Source organism: Pseudomonas sp. B6(2017) (genome assembly GCF_002112765.1).
GTDB lineage: Bacteria > Pseudomonadota > Gammaproteobacteria > Pseudomonadales > Pseudomonadaceae > Aquipseudomonas > Aquipseudomonas piscis.
Genome location: NZ_NEIQ01000001.1, coordinates 49,488 through 68,685, shown reverse-complemented (window position 1 = coordinate 68,685; position 19,198 = coordinate 49,488). Strand labels below are relative to the sequence as shown.

20 protein-coding genes and 1 pseudogene are annotated in these 19,198 nt (G+C 64.5%); 11 read left to right on the top strand and 10 right to left on the bottom strand.

All coding sequences use genetic code 11. The features are described from left to right. The first annotated feature begins 240 nt into the window (after positions 1-240). The 4 genes from coxB (at position 241) to CAG11_RS00320 (ending at position 4,600) form a co-directional block, all read left to right on the top strand. A complete protein-coding gene (coxB, locus tag CAG11_RS00335) occupies positions 241-1,368 on the top strand; it encodes a cytochrome c oxidase subunit II (RefSeq protein ID WP_031320870.1) in 1,128 nt (375 codons plus the stop codon). 82 nt (positions 1,369-1,450) lie between these two features. Then, the gene (gene ctaD, locus CAG11_RS00330) at positions 1,451-3,046 is read left to right on the top strand and encodes a cytochrome c oxidase subunit I (protein ID WP_022642259.1); all 1,596 of its coding nucleotides are present in this window, start codon (positions 1,451-1,453) and stop codon (positions 3,044-3,046) included. A 72-nt stretch (positions 3,047-3,118) separates the two neighbouring features. Beyond that, a complete protein-coding gene (locus CAG11_RS00325; RefSeq protein ID WP_085593941.1) occupies positions 3,119-3,679 on the top strand; it encodes a cytochrome c oxidase assembly protein in 561 nt (186 codons plus the stop codon). Positions 3,680-3,712: 33 nt separating this feature from the next. Then, positions 3,713-4,600, top strand: a complete 888-nt coding sequence (locus tag CAG11_RS00320) for a cytochrome c oxidase subunit 3 (protein WP_022642261.1) — start codon at positions 3,713-3,715, stop codon at positions 4,598-4,600. Between the two features lie 6 nt (positions 4,601-4,606). On the opposite strand, the gene CAG11_RS00315 is transcribed toward CAG11_RS00320, so the two are convergent. After that, positions 4,607-4,810, bottom strand: a complete 204-nt coding sequence (locus CAG11_RS00315; RefSeq protein WP_022642262.1) for a twin transmembrane helix small protein — start codon at positions 4,808-4,810, stop codon at positions 4,607-4,609. A gap of 70 nt (positions 4,811-4,880) precedes the next feature. Between CAG11_RS00315 and CAG11_RS00310 the strand changes: the two genes are divergently transcribed. The 5 genes and pseudogenes from CAG11_RS00310 to CAG11_RS00290 all read left to right on the top strand — a co-directional run bounded on the left by CAG11_RS00310 (position 4,881) and on the right by CAG11_RS00290 (position 8,789). Continuing rightward, entirely contained in the window at positions 4,881-5,621 is a 741-nt protein-coding gene (locus CAG11_RS00310) for an SURF1 family protein (RefSeq protein WP_085593939.1), read from the top strand. Then, positions 5,587-6,177: a hypothetical protein gene (locus CAG11_RS00305; RefSeq protein WP_085593937.1), complete on the top strand. Its 591-nt coding sequence runs from the start codon at positions 5,587-5,589 to the stop codon at positions 6,175-6,177. Before CAG11_RS00310 ends, CAG11_RS00305 begins: the two co-directional genes overlap by 35 nt. A 10-nt stretch (positions 6,178-6,187) precedes the next feature. Beyond that, positions 6,188-7,191 (top strand): annotated as a pseudogene (locus CAG11_RS00300) (heme A synthase); the annotation flags it as partial. Between the two features lie 63 nt (positions 7,192-7,254). After that, positions 7,255-8,157 carry a heme o synthase gene (gene cyoE, locus CAG11_RS00295; protein ID WP_085593933.1) on the top strand — a complete coding sequence of 301 codons (903 nt, stop codon included), beginning with the start codon at positions 7,255-7,257 and terminating at the stop codon, positions 8,155-8,157. Beyond that, positions 8,154-8,789, top strand: a complete 636-nt coding sequence (locus CAG11_RS00290) for an SCO family protein (protein ID WP_022642267.1) — start codon at positions 8,154-8,156, stop codon at positions 8,787-8,789. Before cyoE ends, CAG11_RS00290 begins: the two co-directional genes overlap by 4 nt. 212 nt (positions 8,790-9,001) lie before the next feature. Here the strand turns inward: CAG11_RS00290 and CAG11_RS00285 are convergent, their stop codons facing one another. The 3 genes from CAG11_RS00285 to CAG11_RS00275 form a co-directional block, all read right to left on the bottom strand. After that, positions 9,002-9,775: a MetQ/NlpA family ABC transporter substrate-binding protein gene (locus CAG11_RS00285; RefSeq protein WP_022642268.1), complete on the bottom strand. Its 774-nt coding sequence runs from the start codon at positions 9,773-9,775 to the stop codon at positions 9,002-9,004. A gap of 61 nt (positions 9,776-9,836) precedes the next feature. Further along, on the bottom strand, positions 9,837-10,511 hold the full coding sequence (locus tag CAG11_RS00280) for a methionine ABC transporter permease (protein WP_085593931.1): 675 nt from the start codon (positions 10,509-10,511) through the stop codon (positions 9,837-9,839). Continuing rightward, positions 10,511-11,518 carry a methionine ABC transporter ATP-binding protein gene (locus CAG11_RS00275; RefSeq protein WP_085593929.1) on the bottom strand — a complete coding sequence of 336 codons (1,008 nt, stop codon included), beginning with the start codon at positions 11,516-11,518 and terminating at the stop codon, positions 10,511-10,513. Before CAG11_RS00275 ends, CAG11_RS00280 begins: the two co-directional genes overlap by 1 nt. A gap of 110 nt (positions 11,519-11,628) precedes the next feature. On the opposite strand from CAG11_RS00275, the gene katE reads away from it, so the two are divergent. After that, positions 11,629-13,926, top strand: a complete 2,298-nt coding sequence (gene katE / locus CAG11_RS00270; protein ID WP_256578550.1) for a catalase HPII — start codon at positions 11,629-11,631, stop codon at positions 13,924-13,926. A gap of 36 nt (positions 13,927-13,962) precedes the next feature. Here katE and CAG11_RS00265 read toward each other — a convergent pair whose 3' ends face one another. The 4 genes from CAG11_RS00265 to zur are packed head-to-tail and all read right to left on the bottom strand — an operon-like array spanning position 13,963 to position 16,753. Further along, a complete protein-coding gene (locus CAG11_RS00265; RefSeq protein WP_022642272.1) occupies positions 13,963-14,682 on the bottom strand; it encodes a PA5502 family lipoprotein in 720 nt (239 codons plus the stop codon). A 37-nt stretch (positions 14,683-14,719) separates the two neighbouring features. After that, a complete protein-coding gene (znuB, locus tag CAG11_RS00260; protein WP_022642273.1) occupies positions 14,720-15,508 on the bottom strand; it encodes a zinc ABC transporter permease subunit ZnuB in 789 nt (262 codons plus the stop codon). Further along, a complete protein-coding gene (gene znuC / locus CAG11_RS00255; protein ID WP_022642274.1) occupies positions 15,501-16,271 on the bottom strand; it encodes a zinc ABC transporter ATP-binding protein ZnuC in 771 nt (256 codons plus the stop codon). Before znuC ends, znuB begins: the two co-directional genes overlap by 8 nt. Beyond that, entirely contained in the window at positions 16,271-16,753 is a 483-nt protein-coding gene (gene zur, locus CAG11_RS00250) for a zinc uptake transcriptional repressor Zur (RefSeq protein ID WP_031320873.1), read from the bottom strand. The genes znuC and zur overlap by 1 nt, the downstream gene beginning before the upstream one ends. Positions 16,754-16,819: 66 nt before the next feature. On the opposite strand from zur, the gene CAG11_RS00245 reads away from it, so the two are divergent. Continuing rightward, a complete protein-coding gene (locus CAG11_RS00245) occupies positions 16,820-17,740 on the top strand; it encodes a zinc ABC transporter substrate-binding protein (protein WP_085593925.1) in 921 nt (306 codons plus the stop codon). Positions 17,741-17,825: 85 nt separating this feature from the next. Here CAG11_RS00245 and CAG11_RS00240 read toward each other — a convergent pair whose 3' ends face one another. After that, complete coding sequence (locus CAG11_RS00240; protein WP_053137914.1) at positions 17,826-18,776, bottom strand: homoserine kinase; 951 nt, start codon at positions 18,774-18,776, stop codon at positions 17,826-17,828. A 65-nt stretch (positions 18,777-18,841) separates the two neighbouring features. Beyond that, on the bottom strand, positions 18,842-19,129 hold the full coding sequence (locus CAG11_RS00235; RefSeq protein ID WP_031320877.1) for a DUF2782 domain-containing protein: 288 nt from the start codon (positions 19,127-19,129) through the stop codon (positions 18,842-18,844). Between the last annotated feature and the right edge of the window lie 69 nt (positions 19,130-19,198).

Here is a 19,198-nt window from a genome sequence, read left to right as displayed (position 1 = left end):
TTCGTCAATCCCTTGATTCCCGTGGCCTGCAAAGCCTCCCTGGGGTGTTTCAGCAGGTTTACGCCATTGCGTTGCGAGGTGGGAGTCGCTGGCTATACTCGCCAATGTATGAAGTTAGCTGATGATGCCCGACTGCAATTGCAGCGAGGCTCGACGGTCTAAGTTCGTAGTCTAGGCAGTCGCTCCCTTGCCGCAGGTGTATAGCCGGCGGGATAACAAGAACGATAAGGGGAACCCGCAATGAAGCGACATCCACAAGTCTGGATGGGCCTCCTGTTGTGGACGATATTCAGCCAGGCGCAAGCCGCCTGGACGGTGAATATGGCGCCTGGGGCTACCGAGATAAGCCACGCGGTATTCGACCTGCACATGACCATCTTCTGGATCTGTGTGGTGATCGGCGTCATCGTCTTCGGCGCGATGTTCTGGTCGATGATCGTTCACCGTCGTTCTACCGGCCAGGTCCCGGCCAGGTTCCACGAAAGCACCACGGTGGAAATCCTCTGGACCATCATCCCTTTCCTGATCCTGGTGGCCATGGCCGTGCCGGCCACCGCGACCCTGATCAAGATGTACGACACCAGCGAGCCGGACGTGGACGTGCAGATCACCGGCTACCAGTGGAAGTGGCACTACAAATACCTGGGCCAGGATGTGGAGTTCTTCAGCAACCTGGCCACCCCCGCCGAGCAGATCCACAACAAGAGCGCCAAGGGCGAGCACTACCTGCTGGAGGTCGACCAGCCGCTGGTCCTGCCAGTGGGCGCCAAGGTGCGGTTCCTGGTGACCGCCGCCGACGTCATCCATTCCTGGTGGGTGCCGGCCTTCGCGGTCAAGCGCGACGCCATCCCCGGCTTCGTCAACGAAGCCTGGACCCGGGTCGACAAGCCCGGCATCTACCGTGGCCAGTGCGCCGAGCTGTGCGGCAAGGACCACGGCTTCATGCCGATCGTGGTGGAGGTCAAGTCCCAGGCCGACTACGACGCCTGGATGGGCGAGCGCAAGGCCGAGGCCGCCAAGCTCAAGGAGCTGACCAGCAAGGAATGGACCCTCGACGAACTGGTGGCCCGTGGCGACAAGATCTACCACACCACCTGCGTGGCCTGTCACCAGGCCGAGGGCCAGGGCCTGCCGCCGATGTTCCCGGCGCTCAAGGGCTCGAAGATCGCCACCGGACCCAAGGAGGCCCACCTGAGCCTGGTGTTCCACGGCAAGCCGGGCACCGCCATGGCCGCCTTCGGCAAGCAGCTGTCGGAAGTCGATATCGCCGCCGTGGTCACCTACGAACGCAACGCCTGGGGCAACAACAAGGGCGACATGGTGACGCCCAAGGATGTCCTGGCGCTGAAACAGGCGGAAAGCAAATGAGCCGGCTTCTTGGGTATCTGCGCAACCGGTCGCGGCGCGCCGCCGCCGATCGTCCAGTCCATTCGCGTGCAGGAGACAGGACATGAGTGCTGTGATCGATGACCACGGCCATGCCGGCCATGATGACCATGCCCACGGGCCGGCCAAGGGCCTGATGCGCTGGGTGCTGACCACCAACCACAAGGACATCGGCACCCTCTACCTGTGGTTCAGCTTCACCATGTTCCTGGTGGGCGGCACCTTCGCCATGGTGATCCGCGCCGAGCTGTTCCAGCCTGGCCTGCAGATCGTCGAGCCGGCGTTCTTCAACCAGATGACCACCATGCATGGCCTGGTGATGGTCTTCGGCGCGGTGATGCCGGCCTTCGTCGGCCTGGCCAACTGGATGATCCCGCTGATGATCGGCGCGCCGGACATGGCCCTGCCGCGGATGAACAACTTCAGCTTCTGGCTGCTGCCGGCGGCCTTCCTGCTGCTGCTCTCGACCCTGTTCATGGCCGGGGGCGGACCGAACTTCGGCTGGACCTTCTACGCGCCGCTGTCGACCACCTACGCGCCGGAAAGCGTGACCTTCTTCATCTTCGCCATCCACCTGATGGGCATCAGCTCGATCATGGGGGCGATCAACGTGATCGCCACCATCCTCAACCTGCGCGCCCCGGGCATGACCCTGATGAAAATGCCGCTGTTCGTCTGGACCTGGCTGATCACCGCGTTCCTGCTGATCGCGGTGATGCCGGTGCTGGCGGGCGTGGTGACCATGATGCTGATGGACATCCACTTCGGCACCAGCTTCTTCAGCGCCGCCGGCGGTGGCGATCCGGTCCTGTTCCAGCACGTGTTCTGGTTCTTCGGCCATCCCGAGGTGTACATCATGATCCTGCCGGCCTTCGGCGCGGTCAGCTCGATCATCCCCACCTTCAGCCGCAAGCCGCTGTTCGGCTACACCTCGATGGTCTACGCCACCGGAGCCATCGCCTTCCTGTCGTTCATCGTCTGGGCGCACCACATGTTCGTGGTGGGCATCCCGCTGGTGGGCGAGCTGTTCTTCATGTACGCCACCTTGCTGATCGCCGTGCCCACGGGGGTCAAGGTGTTCAACTGGGTGAGCACCATGTGGCAAGGCGCGCTGACCTTCGAGACGCCGATGCTGTTCGCCGTGGCCTTCGTCATCCTGTTCACCATCGGCGGTTTCTCCGGGTTGATGCTGGCCATCGCCCCGGCGGACTTCCAGTACCAGGACACCTACTTCGTGGTGGCGCACTTCCACTACGTACTGGTGCCCGGGGCGATCTTCGGCATCTTCGCCTCGGCCTACTACTGGCTGCCCAAGTGGACCGGGCACATGTACGACGAGACCCTGGGCAAGTTGCATTTCTGGCTGTCCTTCATCGGCATGAACATGGCGTTCTTCCCCATGCACTTCGTCGGCCTGGCCGGCATGCCGCGCCGGATCCCGGACTACAACCTGCAGTTCGCCGATTTCAACATGGTGTCGTCCATCGGTGCCTTCACCTTCGGCGCGACGCAGATCTTCTTCCTGTTCATCGTCATCAAGTGCATTCGCGGCGGCGCGCCGGCCCCGGCCAAGCCCTGGGAAGGCGCCGAGGGGCTGGAGTGGAGCATTCCGTCGCCAGCGCCCTACCACACCTTCGTCACACCGCCGGAAGTGAAATGACCCGCGCGGGCGCGGGCCTGTTCTCCAGGGCGGCGCCGCGCGCCGCCCGACTTGTTGCAGGAGGGTATCGGGATGGCTGAGATCTCGTTGAAGAAGCTGGTCACGCGCCTGTTGCTGGTGGTGGTGGCGATGTTCGTCTTCGGTTTCGCCCTGGTGCCAATCTACGACGTGATGTGCAAGGCCCTGGGGATCAATGGCAAGACCGGCGGGCAGTACCAGGATGCGCAACAGCAGCAGGTCGATGCCTCGCGCCAGGTGCGGGTGCAGTTCCTGTCCACCAACGCCATCGACATGGTGTGGGATTTCTACCCCAAGTCCGATGACATCGTGGTCCACCCGGGAGCGGTGAACGAGATGATCTTCATCGCCCGCAACCCCAGCGACCACCCGATGAGCGCCCAGGCGATCCCGAGCATCTCGCCCAGCAGCGCGGCGGTGTATTTCCACAAGACCGAGTGCTTCTGCTTTACCCAGCAGGTACTGCAGCCCGGTGAGCAGATCGAGATGCCGGTGCGTTTCATCGTCGATCGCGACATGCCCAAGGATGTGAAGCACCTGACGCTGGCTTACACGCTGTTCGATATCACCGCGCGTCATCCCCCGGTGGCGGTCGCCGCCAAGACTGGCGGCTAGGCGCCCTGGCGTGCCCGATAAGGAGAACAATCAATGGCGACTCATGAGCACTATTACGTTCCCGCCCAGAGCAAGTGGCCGATCGTCGCCACGCTGGGCATGTTCATCACCGTGGCCGGCCTTGCGACCTGGTTCAACGACCTCAAGGCGGCGCGCCCGGAATCCCACGGCCCGCTGATCTTCTTCGTCGGCGGCCTGCTACTGGCCTACATGCTGTTCGGCTGGTTCGGCGCGGTGATCAAGGAGAGCCGCGCAGGCCTGTACAGTGCCCAGCTCGATCGCTCGTTTCGCTGGGGCATGAGCTGGTTCATCTTTTCCGAGGTGATGTTCTTCCTGGCCTTCTTCGGCGCCCTGTTCTATGTGCGGCACCTGTCCGGGCCCTGGCTTGGCGGCGAGGGGCACAAGGGCATCGCCCACACCTTGTGGCCGAATTTCCAGTTCGTCTGGCCGCTGCTCGAGAACCCCGATCCGAAGCTGTTCCCATCGCCCAAGGGGACCATCAGTCCCTGGGGCCTGCCACTGCTCAACACCGTGCTGCTGGTGAGTTCCAGCGTCACCGTGACCATTGCCCACCACGCCCTGAAGAAGGGCCATCGCGGGGCGCTGAAGTTGTGGCTGGCGCTGACCGTGGTGCTGGGCTGCGCCTTCCTGGGCTTCCAGGCCCAGGAGTACATCCATGCCTACCACGAGCTGGGCCTGACCCTGGGCTCGGGGATCTACGGCGCGACCTTCTTCATGCTCACCGGCTTTCACGGCGCCCACGTGACCATCGGCACGCTGATCCTGTTCGTGATGCTGATGCGGGTGATGCGTGGGCATTTCGATGCCGAGCACCAGTTCGGCTTCGAGGCCGCCAGCTGGTACTGGCACTTCGTCGACGTGGTGTGGATCGGCCTGTTCGTTTTCGTCTACGTGCTCTGAACAGCCTTACCAGGGGGAATGGGACACCAGCTGGCCGCTGAAGAAACCCCAGGCGATCAAGCCGACGGTGATCACGGCCAGGCACACCCGAATACTCAGCGAGGTCAGCAGGCGCTTGGATTGACTGTCGTCCTTGACCAGAAAGAACAGGCCGCTGAACAGGCTGATAACCGTGGCAATCAGCATCAGGACGATGGCTGCTTTGAGCATGGTGGACTCCGGGGGGAAGCGCGATGCAAGTCAGTATAGCGAGTGGATTTCTCAAGCTTGCGGCGCGGCCATGAAGGGCTTTCGCCCGGGCCTGGTGCCGACGCTGGTGGTGCTTGCGTTGCTGCCGGTGCTGGTCTGGCTGGGGTTCTGGCAACTGGGGCGTGGCGAGCAGAAGCGCCAGTTGCTGGACAGCTATGCCGAACGCCGGACGGCGGCGCCGGTGCCGTTGTTCGAGCTGCTGGAGGCGCCGGACCCGGCCTTCGCGCGCGTGCGCTTGCACGGGCATTTTGATGGCGAGCACAGCCTGCTGCTGGATAACCGCATGCACGAGGGCAAGGTCGGGGTCGAGCTGCTGCAACCCTTCCTGGACCAGGCCAGCGGCCGCTGGTTGCTGGTCAACCGTGGTTGGCTGCCTTGGCCCGACCGGCGCACGCCACCGCGTTTCGACACCCCTTCGCAGAGCCTGGACCTCGAGGCCTGGGTCTATGTCGCACCGGGGGCGGCGTTCCAGTTGCATGCCGATCCGGACGGGGCCCGCTGGCCGCGACTGGTGACGGCGGTGGCGCCGGACAAGCTGTGGGCTGAGCTGGGCCGCACAGGTTTTGCCCATGAGGTACGCCAGGAATCCGGCCCCGGCGCCTATCTCACACAGTGGCCCGTGGTCGCCATGGGCCCGGAAAAGCACCAGGCCTACGCGGCGCAATGGTTCGCCATGGCCGTGGCGCTGCTGCTCCTCTACGGCTACTTCGGCTGGCACAACGCAAGGGAGAAACGCCATGGGAACGGCCATGAATCCACCCAACATCTCTGAAACCCGGATGCCCAGCCGGCGGCGTGGTCGCTGGCAACTGGTGCTGATCGTGCTGATGGTGATCGGCCCGATGATCCTCGCCACCTGCATGTACAAGCTGCAGTTCTGGGTGCCGGACAGCCGCAGCTACCACGGCGAGCTGATCGGCAATGGCCAGACTCGCGCGCAGATCGGGGTTTTCGCCGAGGACAACCGGTGGCAGATCCTGGTCACCGCGCCCCGGGGCTGCCTCGAGGATTGCCAGCAACTGGTGTACCTGGCGCGCCAGCTCCAGGTGGCCCTGGGCCGCGATGCCTCGCGAGCCAGCCATGCCCTGGCCAGTGCCCAGCCACTGGACGCCGGGTTCGAGGCCAGGTTGCAGCGCGAGTACCCGCAACTGCAGCGCTATCCGCTGGACCTGGCGACCTTCGCCAAGGGCGCCAGGGACTCCCAGGCGCCGCAGCTGTGGATCGTCGATCCCCACAGCAACCTGGTGCTGCGCTATGACGCCGGGGTCAAGGGCAAGGACCTGCTCGACGACCTGCGCCACCTGCTGAAACTGTCGAACATCGGATGAGGGCAGCGACATGGCCAAACCTGGATTTCGCCTTGCCTTGTTCGCCACCCTGCTGGCGTTGATCGTGGTGCTGCTGGGGGCCTATACCCGGCTGACCCATGCCGGCCTCGGTTGTCCCGACTGGCCCGGTTGCTACGGCTTCATCAGCGTGCCGAAGAGCGAGGCCCAGCTGGCCCATGCCGAGCTGCACTTTCCCGAGGCGCCGGTGGAGGCGCACAAGGGCTGGAACGAGATGATCCACCGTTATTTCGCCGGCACCCTGGGGCTGTTGATCGTGCTCCTGGCCGCGCGTTCCTGGACCCATCGGCGTTATCCCGGGCAGCCGCTGAAGCTGCCGCTGTTCCTTCTGGCGGTGGTGTTCGCCCAGGCCGCCTTCGGCATGTGGACCGTGACCCTCAAGCTCTGGCCCCAGGTGGTGACCGCGCATTTGCTCGGCGGCTTCGCCACCCTGAGCCTGCTGTTCCTGCTGACCCTGCGCTTGTCCGGGGTGCTGCCGGCGCTGATCGTGCCGCGGCGCCTGCAGCACTGGGCCACGGCCGCCCTGGTGCTGGTGATCGGACAGATCGCCCTGGGTGGCTGGGTCAGCTCCAACTATGCGGCGGTGGCTTGTATCGACCTGCCCACTTGCCATGGGCAATGGTGGCCGCAGATGGATTTCGCCAATGGCTTCCACCTGACCCAGCACATTGGCCCCAATTACCTGGGCGGGCAGCTGGATAGCGACGCCCGTACCGCGATCCACATGACCCACCGCCTGGGCGCGGTACTGGTGAGCCTGGTGCTGCTGGGGCTGGCCTGGCAGTTGCGCCAGGTGGGCATGAGCCGCCTGGCCGCCTTGGTACTGGTGGCGCTGGCGACCCAGGTCGGCCTGGGCGTGAGCAACGTCCTGCTGCACTTGCCGCTGCCGGTGGCCGTGGCTCACAACGCCGGCGGCGCTGCCTTGTTGCTGACCCTGGTACTGGTCAACTATCACGCCCGGACCAGCCTGGTGCAGGTCCGCGAGCGCCGGCCCCTGGGCTGGCGGCTCAGCCCACGCAAGCCGGTGTCTGGTCTTGTCACTATCAAAGGAGAGATGCCATGGCGACTCTGATCGGCACCCGCCAGCACCCCCAGGCGCTATGGCGCGATTACCTGGAACTGACCAAGCCCAAGGTGGTGGTGCTGATGCTGATCACCTCCCTGGTGGGCATGTTCCTCGCCACCCGGGCCGGGGTGCCCTGGACCGTGCTGGTGTTCGGCAACCTGGGCATCGGCCTGTGCGCGGGAGGCGCGGCGGCAGTCAACCATGTGGTGGATCGGCGCATCGATGCGCAGATGGCCCGCACCCACAAGCGTCCACTGGCCGAGGGCCGGGTCTCGCCCCGGGCCGCCCTGGCCTTCGCCCTGCTTTTGGCCCTGGCCGGGCAGGCGTTGCTGCTGGCCTTCACCAACCCGCTCACGGCCTGGCTGACCCTGGCTTCGCTGCTGGGTTATGCAGTGGTCTACACCGGCTTTCTCAAGCGCGCGACGCCGCAGAACATCGTCATCGGCGGTTTGGCGGGCGCCGCCCCGCCGCTGTTGGGCTGGGTCGCCGCCACTGGCCACCTGAGCGCCGAGCCGCTGTTGCTGGTGCTGATCATCTTCGCCTGGACCCCACCGCATTTCTGGGCCCTGGCCATCCATCGCAAGGAGGAATACGCCAAGGCCGATATCCCGATGCTGCCGGTGACCCACGGCGAGCAGTACACCAAGGTGCATATCCTGCTCTACACCTTCGCCCTGCTGGCGGTGAGCCTGCTGCCCTTCGTGATCCACATGAGCGGCGTGCTGTACCTGGCCTGTGCCCTGATCCTGGGCGGACGCTTCCTGCAATGGGCGTGGGTGCTGTACCGTGGCACTCGACCACACGCGGCGATCGATACCTTCAAGTACTCTATCTATTACTTGTTCCTGCTGTTCATCGCCTTGCTCGTAGACCACTACCTACTGTTGAACCTATGACCAGAACCCAGAAAACCGTCTTCATCCTCGTTGCCGTGGTAGCCCTGATCCTGGGCCTGACCGTCAACAAAGTCCTGTCCGGCAAAGGCCAGGGCGACCCTACCGCGCTGATCGACGCCGGTATCATCATGCTGCCCCAGAGCCGCACCCTGCCTGCGGTGAAGATGCTCGACCAGGATGGCCAGCCAGTAGTGGTGGACGAGCTCAAGGGCAAGTGGTCGCTGCTGTTCTTCGGCTACACCTTCTGCCCGGACATCTGCCCCACCACCCTGGCCCAGCTGCGCCAGATCAAGAGCGAACTGCCCAAGGAGGTGGTGGACCAGATGCAGGTGGTGCTGGTCAGCGTCGACCCCAACCGCGATACCCCACAGCAGCTCAAGCAGTACCTGGGTTACTTCGACAAGGACTTCAAGGGCCTGACCGCCTCTTCGGTGGAAGACCTGCAGAAGCTCGCCAATGCCGTGAGCATTCCCTTCATCCCCGCCGACACCAGCAAGCCCAACTACACCGTGGACCACAGCGGCAACCTGGCGGTGATCGGCCCGGACGGCAACCAGCGTGGCTTCATCCGCGCGCCATTGAACAACCAGAAGCTGGTGGCCCAACTACCGGCGATGGTGCAACGCAAGTAATGCTTGCCCTGTAGCCGCTGCCGCAGGCTGTGCCAAGGCGTGCAGCGCCTTCAGGATCCCCAGGTCGCGTCCTCTGCGAGGCCGTGCGCAGCCTTCGGCAGCGGCTACACGAAGCGTGCCGGGACTTCAGGATGCGGCTACACGCCGCCGGTGCAATGCCTGAAACGCAACGGGGCGCCCCAAGGCGCCCCGTTGCTGTTTCTGCGAGTCGATCAGAACGCCGGCACGATCGCGCCCTTGTACTTCTCTTCGATGAACTTCTTCACCTCTGGGCTGTGCAGGGCGGCAACCAGCTTCTTCATGGCGTCCGAGTCCTTGTCGTCAGCACGGGCCACCAGGATGTTCACGTAAGGCGAGTCCTTGCCTTCGATCACCAGGGCGTCCTTGGCCGGATCCAGCTTGGCTTCCAGGGCGTAGTTGGTGTTGATCAGGGCCAGGTCGACCTGGGTCAGCACGCGCGGGATGGTGGCGGCTTCCAGCTCGCGGAATTTCAGGCCCTTGGTGTTCTCGCTGATGTCCTTGACGGTGGCCAGGATGTTGTTGGCGTCCTTGAGCTTGATCACGCCGGCCTTGTCCAGCAGCAACAGGGCGCGGCCGCCGTTGGTGGCGTCGTTGGGCACGACCACGGTGGCGCCGTTGGGCAGCTCCGACAGTTGCTTGTATTTGCTCGAGTAGGCGCCCAGGGGCTCGACGTGCACGCCGGCGACGCTCACCAGCTGGGTGCCCTTGGCCTTGTTGAACTCATCCAGGTACGGCTGGTGCTGGAAGAAGTTGGCATCCAGGCGCTTTTCGGCTACCTGCACGTTGGGCTGTACGTAGTCGGTGAAGACCTTGACCTTCAGGTCCACGCCTTCCTTGGCCAGGGCCGGTTTGACGAACTCCAGGATCTCGGCGTGGGGCACTGGCGTGGCAGCCACGGTCAGGGTTTGGGCGGCATGCGCGGAGAACGCGGCCACGGCTGCGAAAGCGACGAGTAGTTTTTTCATCGAACAAGCTCCTTGTAAGTCGCCCGACCCCGGGCGCCTGCCGGCCAGCCGGCGATTGCGTTTATTTACGGGAAAAGTGCACTACCAGCTTATCGCCGATGATCTGCAGAACCTGAACCAGCACGATCAGCAGCACCACGGTGACCGACATCACATCATCCTGGAAACGCTGGTAGCCATAACGAATGGCCAGGTCGCCCAGGCCCCCCGCACCCACCACGCCGGCCATGGCGGTATAGCCGACCAGGGCGATGGCGGTGACGGTGATGGCCGCGATGATGCCCGGACGGGCTTCTGGCAGCAGGGCGTTCATGATGATCTGCCGGGTCGTGGCGCCCATGGCCTGGGTCGCCTCGATGATGCCCCGGTCCACTTCGCGCAGTGCGGTTTCCACAAGGCGGGCGAAGAAGGTCGAGGCTCCCACCACCAGCGGCGGGATCGCGCCAGCCACTCCCAGGGAGGTGCCGGTGATCAGGATGGTGGTGGGGATCATCACGATCAGCAGGATGATGAATGGCAATGAGCGGATGGCGTTGACCACGAAGCCCAGCACCGAATACACGCCTTTCTGCTCCAGTAGCTGCTTGGGGCTGCACAGGAACAGCAGGACTCCCAGCGGCAAGCCCACCAGTACGGTGAAAAACAGGGATGTGCTGAGCATGATCATGGTGTCGCTGGTGGCGATGCCGATGTCGACCCAGTCGATGTTGTCGAAGTAACTCAGTAGGCCTTGCATCAGCGCAGCACCTCCATGTGGACATCCGCCGCGGTGAAGCGGGCGAAGGCCGCTTCCATGTCGCCGCCGGTGATGGCCAGGGTCAGTTGCCCGTAAGGGGTGTTCTTGATGCGGTCGATGCGTCCGGCAAGGATGCTGTAGTCGACCCCCGTCTCCCGGGCCACGGTGCCCAGCAGCGGTGCATAGGTGGACTCGCCCTGGAAGGTCAGGCGCACGATGCGTCCCGGTACATGGGCGAAGTCATCGCGCTGTTCGTTCTCGTCGACCTGCTCGTCTTCCTGGACGAAGCGCTTGGTGGTCGGGTGCTTGGGATGCAGGAACACCTGGGCCACATCGCCTTGCTCGACGATCGTGCCGGCGTCCATCACCGCCACCTGGTCGCAGACGCGACGGATCACGTCCATCTCGTGGGTGATCAGGACGATGGTCAGCTTCAGCTCGCGGTTGATCTCGGCCAGCAGTTGCAGGACCGAGGCCGTGGTCTGTGGGTCCAGGGCGCTGGTGGCCTCGTCGCACAGCAGGATCTTGGGCTTGGTGGCCAGGGCGCGGGCGATGCCGACGCGCTGCTTCTGGCCGCCGGACAACTGCGCCGGGTACTTGCGTGCATGGTCGGCCAGGCCCACGCGGGCCAGCAGTTCGGTGACGCGCTGGTCGATCTCGGTCCGCGACAGCTCGCCGGAGAGCTGCAGCGGCAGGGCCACGTTATCGGCCACGGTCTTGGAGGCCAGCAGGTTGAAGTGCTGGAAGATCATCCCGACCTGCTGGCGGAAGCGGCGCAGGCCGCCGGCGTCCAGCGCGGTGATTTCCTCGTTGTCGACGATGATCCTGCCGCCGCTGGGGTTTTCCAGGCGGTTGATCAGGCGCAGCAGGGTGCTCTTGCCCGCGCCGGAATGGCCGATCAGGCCAAAGACCTGGCCAGCCTCGACCCGAAGACTGGTCGGGTGCAGCGCGGGAATATCCCTACCGGCGACCCGGTAGGTTTTATGGACGTTTTGAAACTCGATCACGTAGCGAACCTTGTGAGGCGCGTTAGAAAGGGGTCAGCGGTTAGCCGGGCGCGCATTTTAGCCTGTCCGTATAGAGGTTCTTAGCATTTATTTCGTAATCATCCTGCCATTTGGCAATAACGCGATCAAAGGTCATAAAAAAGGAACGCTCGTGGCGACTCCCCGGTCACTACCTAAGCCACTCGAAAGCGCCCAGGTGCCGTGCCTCGGCGCATCCGCCCGCGAAGCCCTGGCACGCCAGGGTTTCGCCAACGAGGAGTATGTGTCTGATGAGTACCAAGAAAACCACCAGCCCGAACAGCCAGGCAGCGGGGACCGACACCCTGGACCGGGGCAACAGCAACGCCAAGCTCGAGAGCCTGGAGCGGTTTCGCAGCGACGCCACCGGGCAGGCCCTGCGCACCAACCAGGGAGTGAAGATCGCCGATAACCAGAACACCCTGAAAGCCGGTGCCCGCGGCCCTTCGCTGCTCGAAGACTTCATCATGCGGGAGAAGATCACCCACTTCGACCACGAGCGGATTCCCGAGCGCATCGTCCATGCCCGAGGCACTGGCGCCCATGGTTATTTCCAGAGTTATGCCAACCATTCGGCGCTGACCAAGGCCGGTTTCCTGCGTGATCCGGGGAAAAAAACACCCGTGTTCGTGCGCTTTTCCACGGTCCAGGGGCCGAGAGGCTCCGGCGATACCGTGCGTGACGTGCGCGGCTTTGCGGTGAAGTTCTTCACCGACGAGGGCAACTTCGACCTGGTGGGCAACAACATGCCGGTGTTCTTCATCCAGGACGCGATCAAGTTCCCCGACTTCGTGCATGCGGTGAAGCCCGAGCCGCACAACGAGATGCCCACCGGCGGTTCGGCCCACGACACCTTCTGGGACTTCGTCTCGCTGGTGCCGGAGTCGGCGCACATGGTCATCTGGGCCATGTCCGACCGGGCGATTCCCAAGAGCCTGCGCAGCATGCAGGGTTTTGGCGTGCACAGCTTCCGCTTGATCAACGCCGAAGGACGCTCGCACTTCGTCAAGTTCCACTGGCATCCATCGGTGGGCACTTGCTCGCTGCTCTGGGACGAGGCGCAGAAGCTGGCGGGCAAGGACACCGATTTCCACCGCCGTGATCTCTGGGAGGCCATCGAGATCGGCGACTACCCGGAATGGGAGCTGGGCGTGCAGGTCATCGCCGAGGAAGACGAGCACAAGTTCGAGTTCGACATCCTCGATCCGACCAAGCTGATTCCCGAAGAGCTGGTGCCCATCACGCCGCTGGGCAAGATGGTGCTCAATCGCAACCCGGACAACTTCTTCGCCGAGACCGAGCAGGTGGCGTTCTGTCCTGGGCATATCGTGCCCGGCATCGACTTTTCCAATGACCCATTGCTGCAGGGCCGGCTGTTTTCCTACACCGATACCCAGATCAGCCGCCTGGGCGGGCCCAACTTCCACGAGCTGCCGATCAACCGGCCGGTAGCGCCGTTCCACAACAGCCAGCGCGACGCCATGCATCGCTCCACCATCGACAAGGGGCGGGCTTCCTACGAGCCCAACTCGATCGATGGCGGCTGGCCCAGGGAGACCCCTCCGGCACCGGAAAACGGCGGTTTCGAGAGCTACAACGAGCGCATCGATGCGCACAAGATCCGCCAGCGCAGCGAGTCTTTCAGCGATCACTTTTCCCAGGCGCGGCTGTTCTACAACAGCATGAGCAAGCATGAGCAGGAGCACATCATCGCCGCCTACAGCTTCGAGCTGGGCAAGGTCGACCGGCCGCAGATTCGCGAGCGGCAGGTGCAGCAGATCCTGGCCAACATCGATTTGCAGCTGGCCAGGCGGGTGGCCGAGAACCTCGGCTTGCCGGTCCCGACCAAGGGCACGGTGGCCGAGCGCAAGATGTCGCTGTCGCGCTCGCCGGCCCTGAGCCAGGCCAATTTGTTATCCGGAGACATCAAGACTCGCAAGGTCGCAGTGCTGGTGGCCAATGGTGTCGACGGCACGGCGGTCGCTGCGCTGCAAAAGGCGCTCAAGGCCGAAGGGGCCCATGCCAAGCTGCTGGGACCGACCTCGGCGGCGGTGACGAGCGCCCAAGGCAAGGTATTGGCAGTGGATGCCTCGATGGAGGGTTTGCCGTCGGTGGCGTTTGACGCCGTGTTCGTGCCGGGTGGCGCCCAGTCGATCAAGGCCCTGGCGGGCGATGGAGTGGCCCTGCACTACCTGCTCGAGGCCTATCGGCACCTGAAGGCCATCGCCTTGCATGGCGAAGCCCGGGAGTTGTTGCAGGTACTTGGGTTGGAGGTGGACGAGGGCCTGATCGTCGGTGGCGATGCCAAGGCCCTGAAAGCGTTCTTCGCCGCTATCGCCCAGCATCGGGTGTGGAGTCGCGAACCCAGGGCCAGGGCGATCCCGGCCTGAGGTGGTTGCCGGCAGCCTGCGGGCTGCCGGAAACGGTCATTGCGCCTGGCGTGGGGTCAGGACCATTTGCGCCGGCACATGGCGCACGATCTGCCGGCTGATCTTCTGCTGGAAGTCGGGGTCGAGCTTCTTCACCCGCTTGCCCAGCAGGGTCGAGAGCCAGGGGTAGTCTTCGCGGCGCGGTACCTGGATGGTCACATCGCACTGGTAATTCACCACATCCGCGGCCAAGGCATCGAGCTGCCGGCGCAGCTTGCGAATGTCGGTGACGTTCAGGGCGATGGTGGTGCTGGGCGCCGAGGGGTCGATCAACTTGGCGGCAGGGCGTGCTTCAGCAGCCTTCAGCGCGGCCTCGGCCTTGTCCAGCTCGGCCTTGCGGGCGTGGGCGATGGCGCTGTTGACCCCGCCGGTCAGCGCCGGCGCCTTGGGCATCAGCGCCCGGGCACGGCTCAAGGCGGTGGCCGCGGCATTCACATCGCCTTTTTGCAGGACGATCTGGCTGCGTTGCAGATAGGCCTCGGCCAACTGGCGCTGGTACTGCACCAATTGCGGATCGTCCGGCGTTTGCCCCTGCATCGCGGCGAGCTGGTCCTCGGCGGTCGCCAGTTCGTTGCTGGCGATGCTTTGTTGCAGCTGTGCGATGGCCGTGGCCCGCGCATCGGGGACCTCGGTGGCCGCCGGTGGCGTGCTTTGGCAGGCTCCCAGCAGCAGGGAAAATGCGACAAGGAGCAGATAACGGGAGGCGAACGGCTTCATTCCTGCGACTCTCTAATTGCGCAAAAAGCGAGCAAGTCTACACCCCTCGACGGGGCAGAACAAAACTCAGCAGAAACAGTGCGGCCGCCGTGACCACGATCGACGGCCCGGCCGGGGTGTCCTTGAACCAGGACAACGCCAGCCCGCCGCCCACGGCCAGCATGCCCAGCAGGCTGGCGCCAAGGGCCATCTGCTCCGGCGAGCGGGCGTGACGCTGTGCCGCAGCGGCCGGGATGATCAGCAGGGAGGTGATCAGCAGCACCCCGACGATCTTCATCGCCACGGCGATCACCACCGCGATCAGCAGCATCAAGGTCATGCGCAGCGAGGCCACGGGCAGCCCTTCGACCTTGGCCAGTTCCTCGTGCACGGTGATGGCCAGCAATGGCCGCCACAGCGCCACCAGCAGCAACAGTACAGCGGCGCTGCCGCCGAGGATCCAGGCCAGGTCGCCGGGGCTGATCGCCAACAGGTCGCCGAACAGGTAGGCCATCAGGTCGATGCGCACCTCATGCATGAAGCTTAGTACCACCAGGCCCAGGGACAGGGTGCTGGGTGCAAGAATCCCCAGCAGCGTGTCGGATGCCAGGGGCTGGCGCTGTTGCAGGGTGACCAGCAGCACCGCCAGCAACAGGCAGCCGACGGTGACCGCCACAGCCGGGCTGACATCCAGCAGGAACCCCAGGGCGACGCCCAGTAGCGCGGCATGGGACAGGGTGTCGCCGAAATAGGCCATGCGCCGCCAGACCACGAAGGAGCCCAGGGGGCCGGCGACCAGTGCCAGGGACAAACCTGCGAGCAGGGCGTACAGCAGGAAATCAGCCATGCTTGCAGTTTTCTCCGTGGACATGGGGCTGGACCACCACCGAGCCGTGCAGGTCGTGGGCGTGGTCATGATGATGGTGGTAGATCGCCAGGCTCGGTGCGTTCTTGCCGAACAGCTCGACGAAGGCCGGATCGCCACTGACCTGCTCCGGGTGCCCGGAGCAGCAGACATGGCGGTTGAGGCAGACCACCTGGTCGGTGGTGCTCATCACCAGGTGCAGGTCGTGGGAGACCATCAGCACGCCGCAGCCATGGCGGTCGCGCAGGCGGGTGATCAGGCTGTAGAGCTCGGCCTGGCCGGCCACGTCGACACCCTGAACCGGCTCGTCGAGGACCAGCAGCTCAGGCTCGCGCAGCAGCGCCCGGGCCAGCAGCACGCGCTGCATCTCGCCGCCGGAAATGCTTTGCACCGGGCTGTCGATCACCTGCTCGGCGCCCACTTCCTTGAGTGCCGCCAGGGCCCGGGCGCGGTCTACCCCGGGTACCAGGCGCAGGAAGCGCAGCACCGACAGCGGCAGGGTCGGGTCGACATGGAGCTTTTGCGGCATGTAGCCCACCCGCAGCCGGGGCTTGCGCCAGACGCTGCCGGTATCGGGCTTGAGCAGGCCGAGCACGGCACGCACCAGGGTAGTCTTGCCGGCGCCATTGGGGCCGATCAGGGTGACGATCTGCCCGGGTTCGACGCTGAGCTGGATGTTGTCCAGCACCGGCTGCCCGGCAAAGGTCACCCCGACCTGCTCGAGGCGGATCAATGCAGTGCTCATCAAGCCCCCTGGCAGCCCGAGCAGAGTCCGACCACTTCCACGGTCTGGCCTTCGACCACGAAGCCGACCTCGCGGGCGCTGCCGATGATCGCGTCGCTGATGGATTTCTGCTCGAGCTCGATGGCCGCGTGGCATTCGCGGCAGATCAGGAACTGGCCCTGGTGGGCGTGTTCCGGGTGGTTGCAGCCGACGAAGGCGTTGAGCGAGGCGATGCGGTGCACCAGGCCGTTTTCCAGGAGGAAGTCCAGCGCCCGATAGACGGTCGGCGGCGCGGCGCGGCGGCCATCCTGCTCGCTGAGTACCGCGAGGATGTCATAGGCGCCCAGGGGCTTGTGGCTTTGCCAGACCAGCTCCAGCACCCGCCGCCGCAGGGCGGTCAGGCGCAGGCCCTGCCGCGTGCACAGGGCATCGGCCTCAGACAGTGCGTTGTGCACGCAGTGAGAGTGGTCGTGTGGTCGGCTGGCGAGGGGTGTTTTAGGCATGAGCGGCGACGAGGGTGGTGAGAGACGTTATTATGTTACCCGTTATCGCCTCTTCGAGTGTCCATCGTGCCCCGACTTTTTCGTCTTTTTGTCGCTTTTACCTTCAGCTTGTTCGCGATCGGTTCGGCCCAGGCCGAGGTCCGGGTGTTGACCAGCATCAAGCCGCTGCAATTGATCGCCACGGCCGTGCAGGAGGGCGTGGCGATTCCCGAGGTGTTGCTGCCGCCGGGGGCCTCGCCGCACAACTATGCGTTGCGCCCATCCGATGTGCGCAAGGTGCAGAGCGTGGATCTCTTGTACTGGATCGGCCCGGACATGGAAGGCTTCCTGCCGCGTGTCTTGAAGGGCCGCAGCCTGCCCTCGGTGGCGGTACAGGACCTACCAGGCATGAAGCTGCGGCATTTTACCGAAGACAGCCACTCCCACGCCGAGGAGGCCAACGAGCATGACCACGATCATCGCCCTGGCACCCTGGACGCCCACCTCTGGTTGTCGCCGGTCAACGCCCGGGTGATCGCCACTCGCATGGCGGCCGACCTGAGCGCCGCCGACCCGGCCAACGCCGCGCGCTACCAGGACAACCTGAAAGCCTTCAGCGAGCGCCTGGACGCCCTGGATACCCGCTTGAAGGCGCGCTTGGCTGGCATCGCCGGCAAGCCGTATTTCGTCTTCCATGAAGCCTTCGACTATTTCGAGGACGCCTATGGCCTCAAGCACACCGGGGTGTTCAGCGTCGCTGCCGAGGTGCAACCGGGGGCCCAGCACGTCGCGGCCATGCGCGCACGCCTGCAGCAGGTGGGCAAGACTTGCGTGTTCAGCGAGCCGCCCCTGCGTCCGCGCCTGGCAGAAACCCTGGTGGCCGGGCTGCCGGTGAAGCTGGCCGAGCTGGATGCCCTGGGTGGCTATACCCCGGCCTCCGCCACAGGCTATGAACAGGTGCTGGAGAAACTCGGCAACGACCTGGCCGGTTGCCTGGAGCATCTGTAACCCGGTTTCCTGCACAGGCTTCATCCTTCGCGGGCCAGTCCGCTCCTGCTCGTTCATGGCAGGGGCGGCTGGCCCGCGAAGCGTTTCAGAGGGCGAACGGCAGGGCCACGCTGACCTGCTGGCGCTGGGCCAGGTAGCGCTGGAACTCCATCGGATCGTGAATCAGTACGTCCTGGCCGGCGAAGGTCTCGGCGGCGATCAGGCGCGACAGCCAGAAGCGCACGCAGGCTACCCGCAGGATGGTTGGCCACAGCTCGGCCTCGGCGGCGGTGAATGGCCGCAGGGCCGCATAGGCACCCAGCAGGGCCCGGGCACGCTGGCCGTCGAGTACCCCTTGGGCATCGGAGCACCAATCGTTCAGGGCGATGGCCACGTCATACAGCATCGGTCCCGAGCAGGCGTTGTAGAAGTCGATCAGGCCGGTCAGGTGGGTGCCTTCGAACATGGCGTTGTCGCGGAACAGGTCGGCGTGGATGTTGGCCCGCGGCAGGGCGAGGATCCTGGCCCTCTGTTCGACGATCTCTTGCAGCGCACGGTGCAGCAGGTCCTGGGCGGTGCTGTCCAGGCGCGGCAGCAGCTTGGCGCCCTCTTCCTGCATCCAGTCCAGGCCACGATCGGTCTTGCGCTTGATCATGTTGTCCTTGGTGGCCACGTGCAGGTGGCCCAGCAGCTCGCCGACCTGGACGCAGTGCTGGGCGTTGGCCTGCTTGATGTGCTTGCCGGCCAGGCGCGGTTGCAGCAATGCCGGCTTGCCCGCCAGTTCCCGCAGGGCGATGCCGTCGGTGGTGCGCAGCGCGTAGGGCACCGGCAGGTCGGCTTCGTGCAGTACGTCCAGCAGTTCGATGAAGAACGGCATTTCCTGGACCGGACCGCGCTCGACCAGGGTCAGGACGAACTCGCCCTGTTCCAGGCTGATGAAGAAGTTGGTGTTTTCGCTACCAGCGGCAATCCCCTGGAAGTCAAGCAGGCGGCCGAGCCCGTACGGGGCGAGAAAGGTTTCCAGCTCGGGCCGAGCCAGGGGGGTGAACACAGACATGGTTGAGAACTGCCAGTACCGGCGCCGCTATCGAGACGGCGCCATTGAGTTGAAATGGGAGTGGCTTACCACTCGAAGATTTTCCACGAAGGGATCAGCATATCCGGCTGGTCCGAACGGATGAAGTTGCCGTCGGAGCCATCGGCGCGCACCAGGAAGTAGGGCTTGCCACCTTTTGGCGTGACCTTGATCGCATACAGGAAGCCATTTTGCCGGTATTCCTGGATGGTCTTGTCGCCTTCCGTGCGAATGGTTACTTCCGGGTCGGCCGAAGGGGCGTCTTCCGCGGCGATCGCTGCCATGGAGGAGACTGCAATCAAGCCGGCCAGCAGCAAGCGATTTAGTGTGCGCATGATAACCTTGTCCCTTTGTCGTCAACGGTCCCGCTATTCTAGCGCCGGACCCGCCCAAAAGGTTGATCC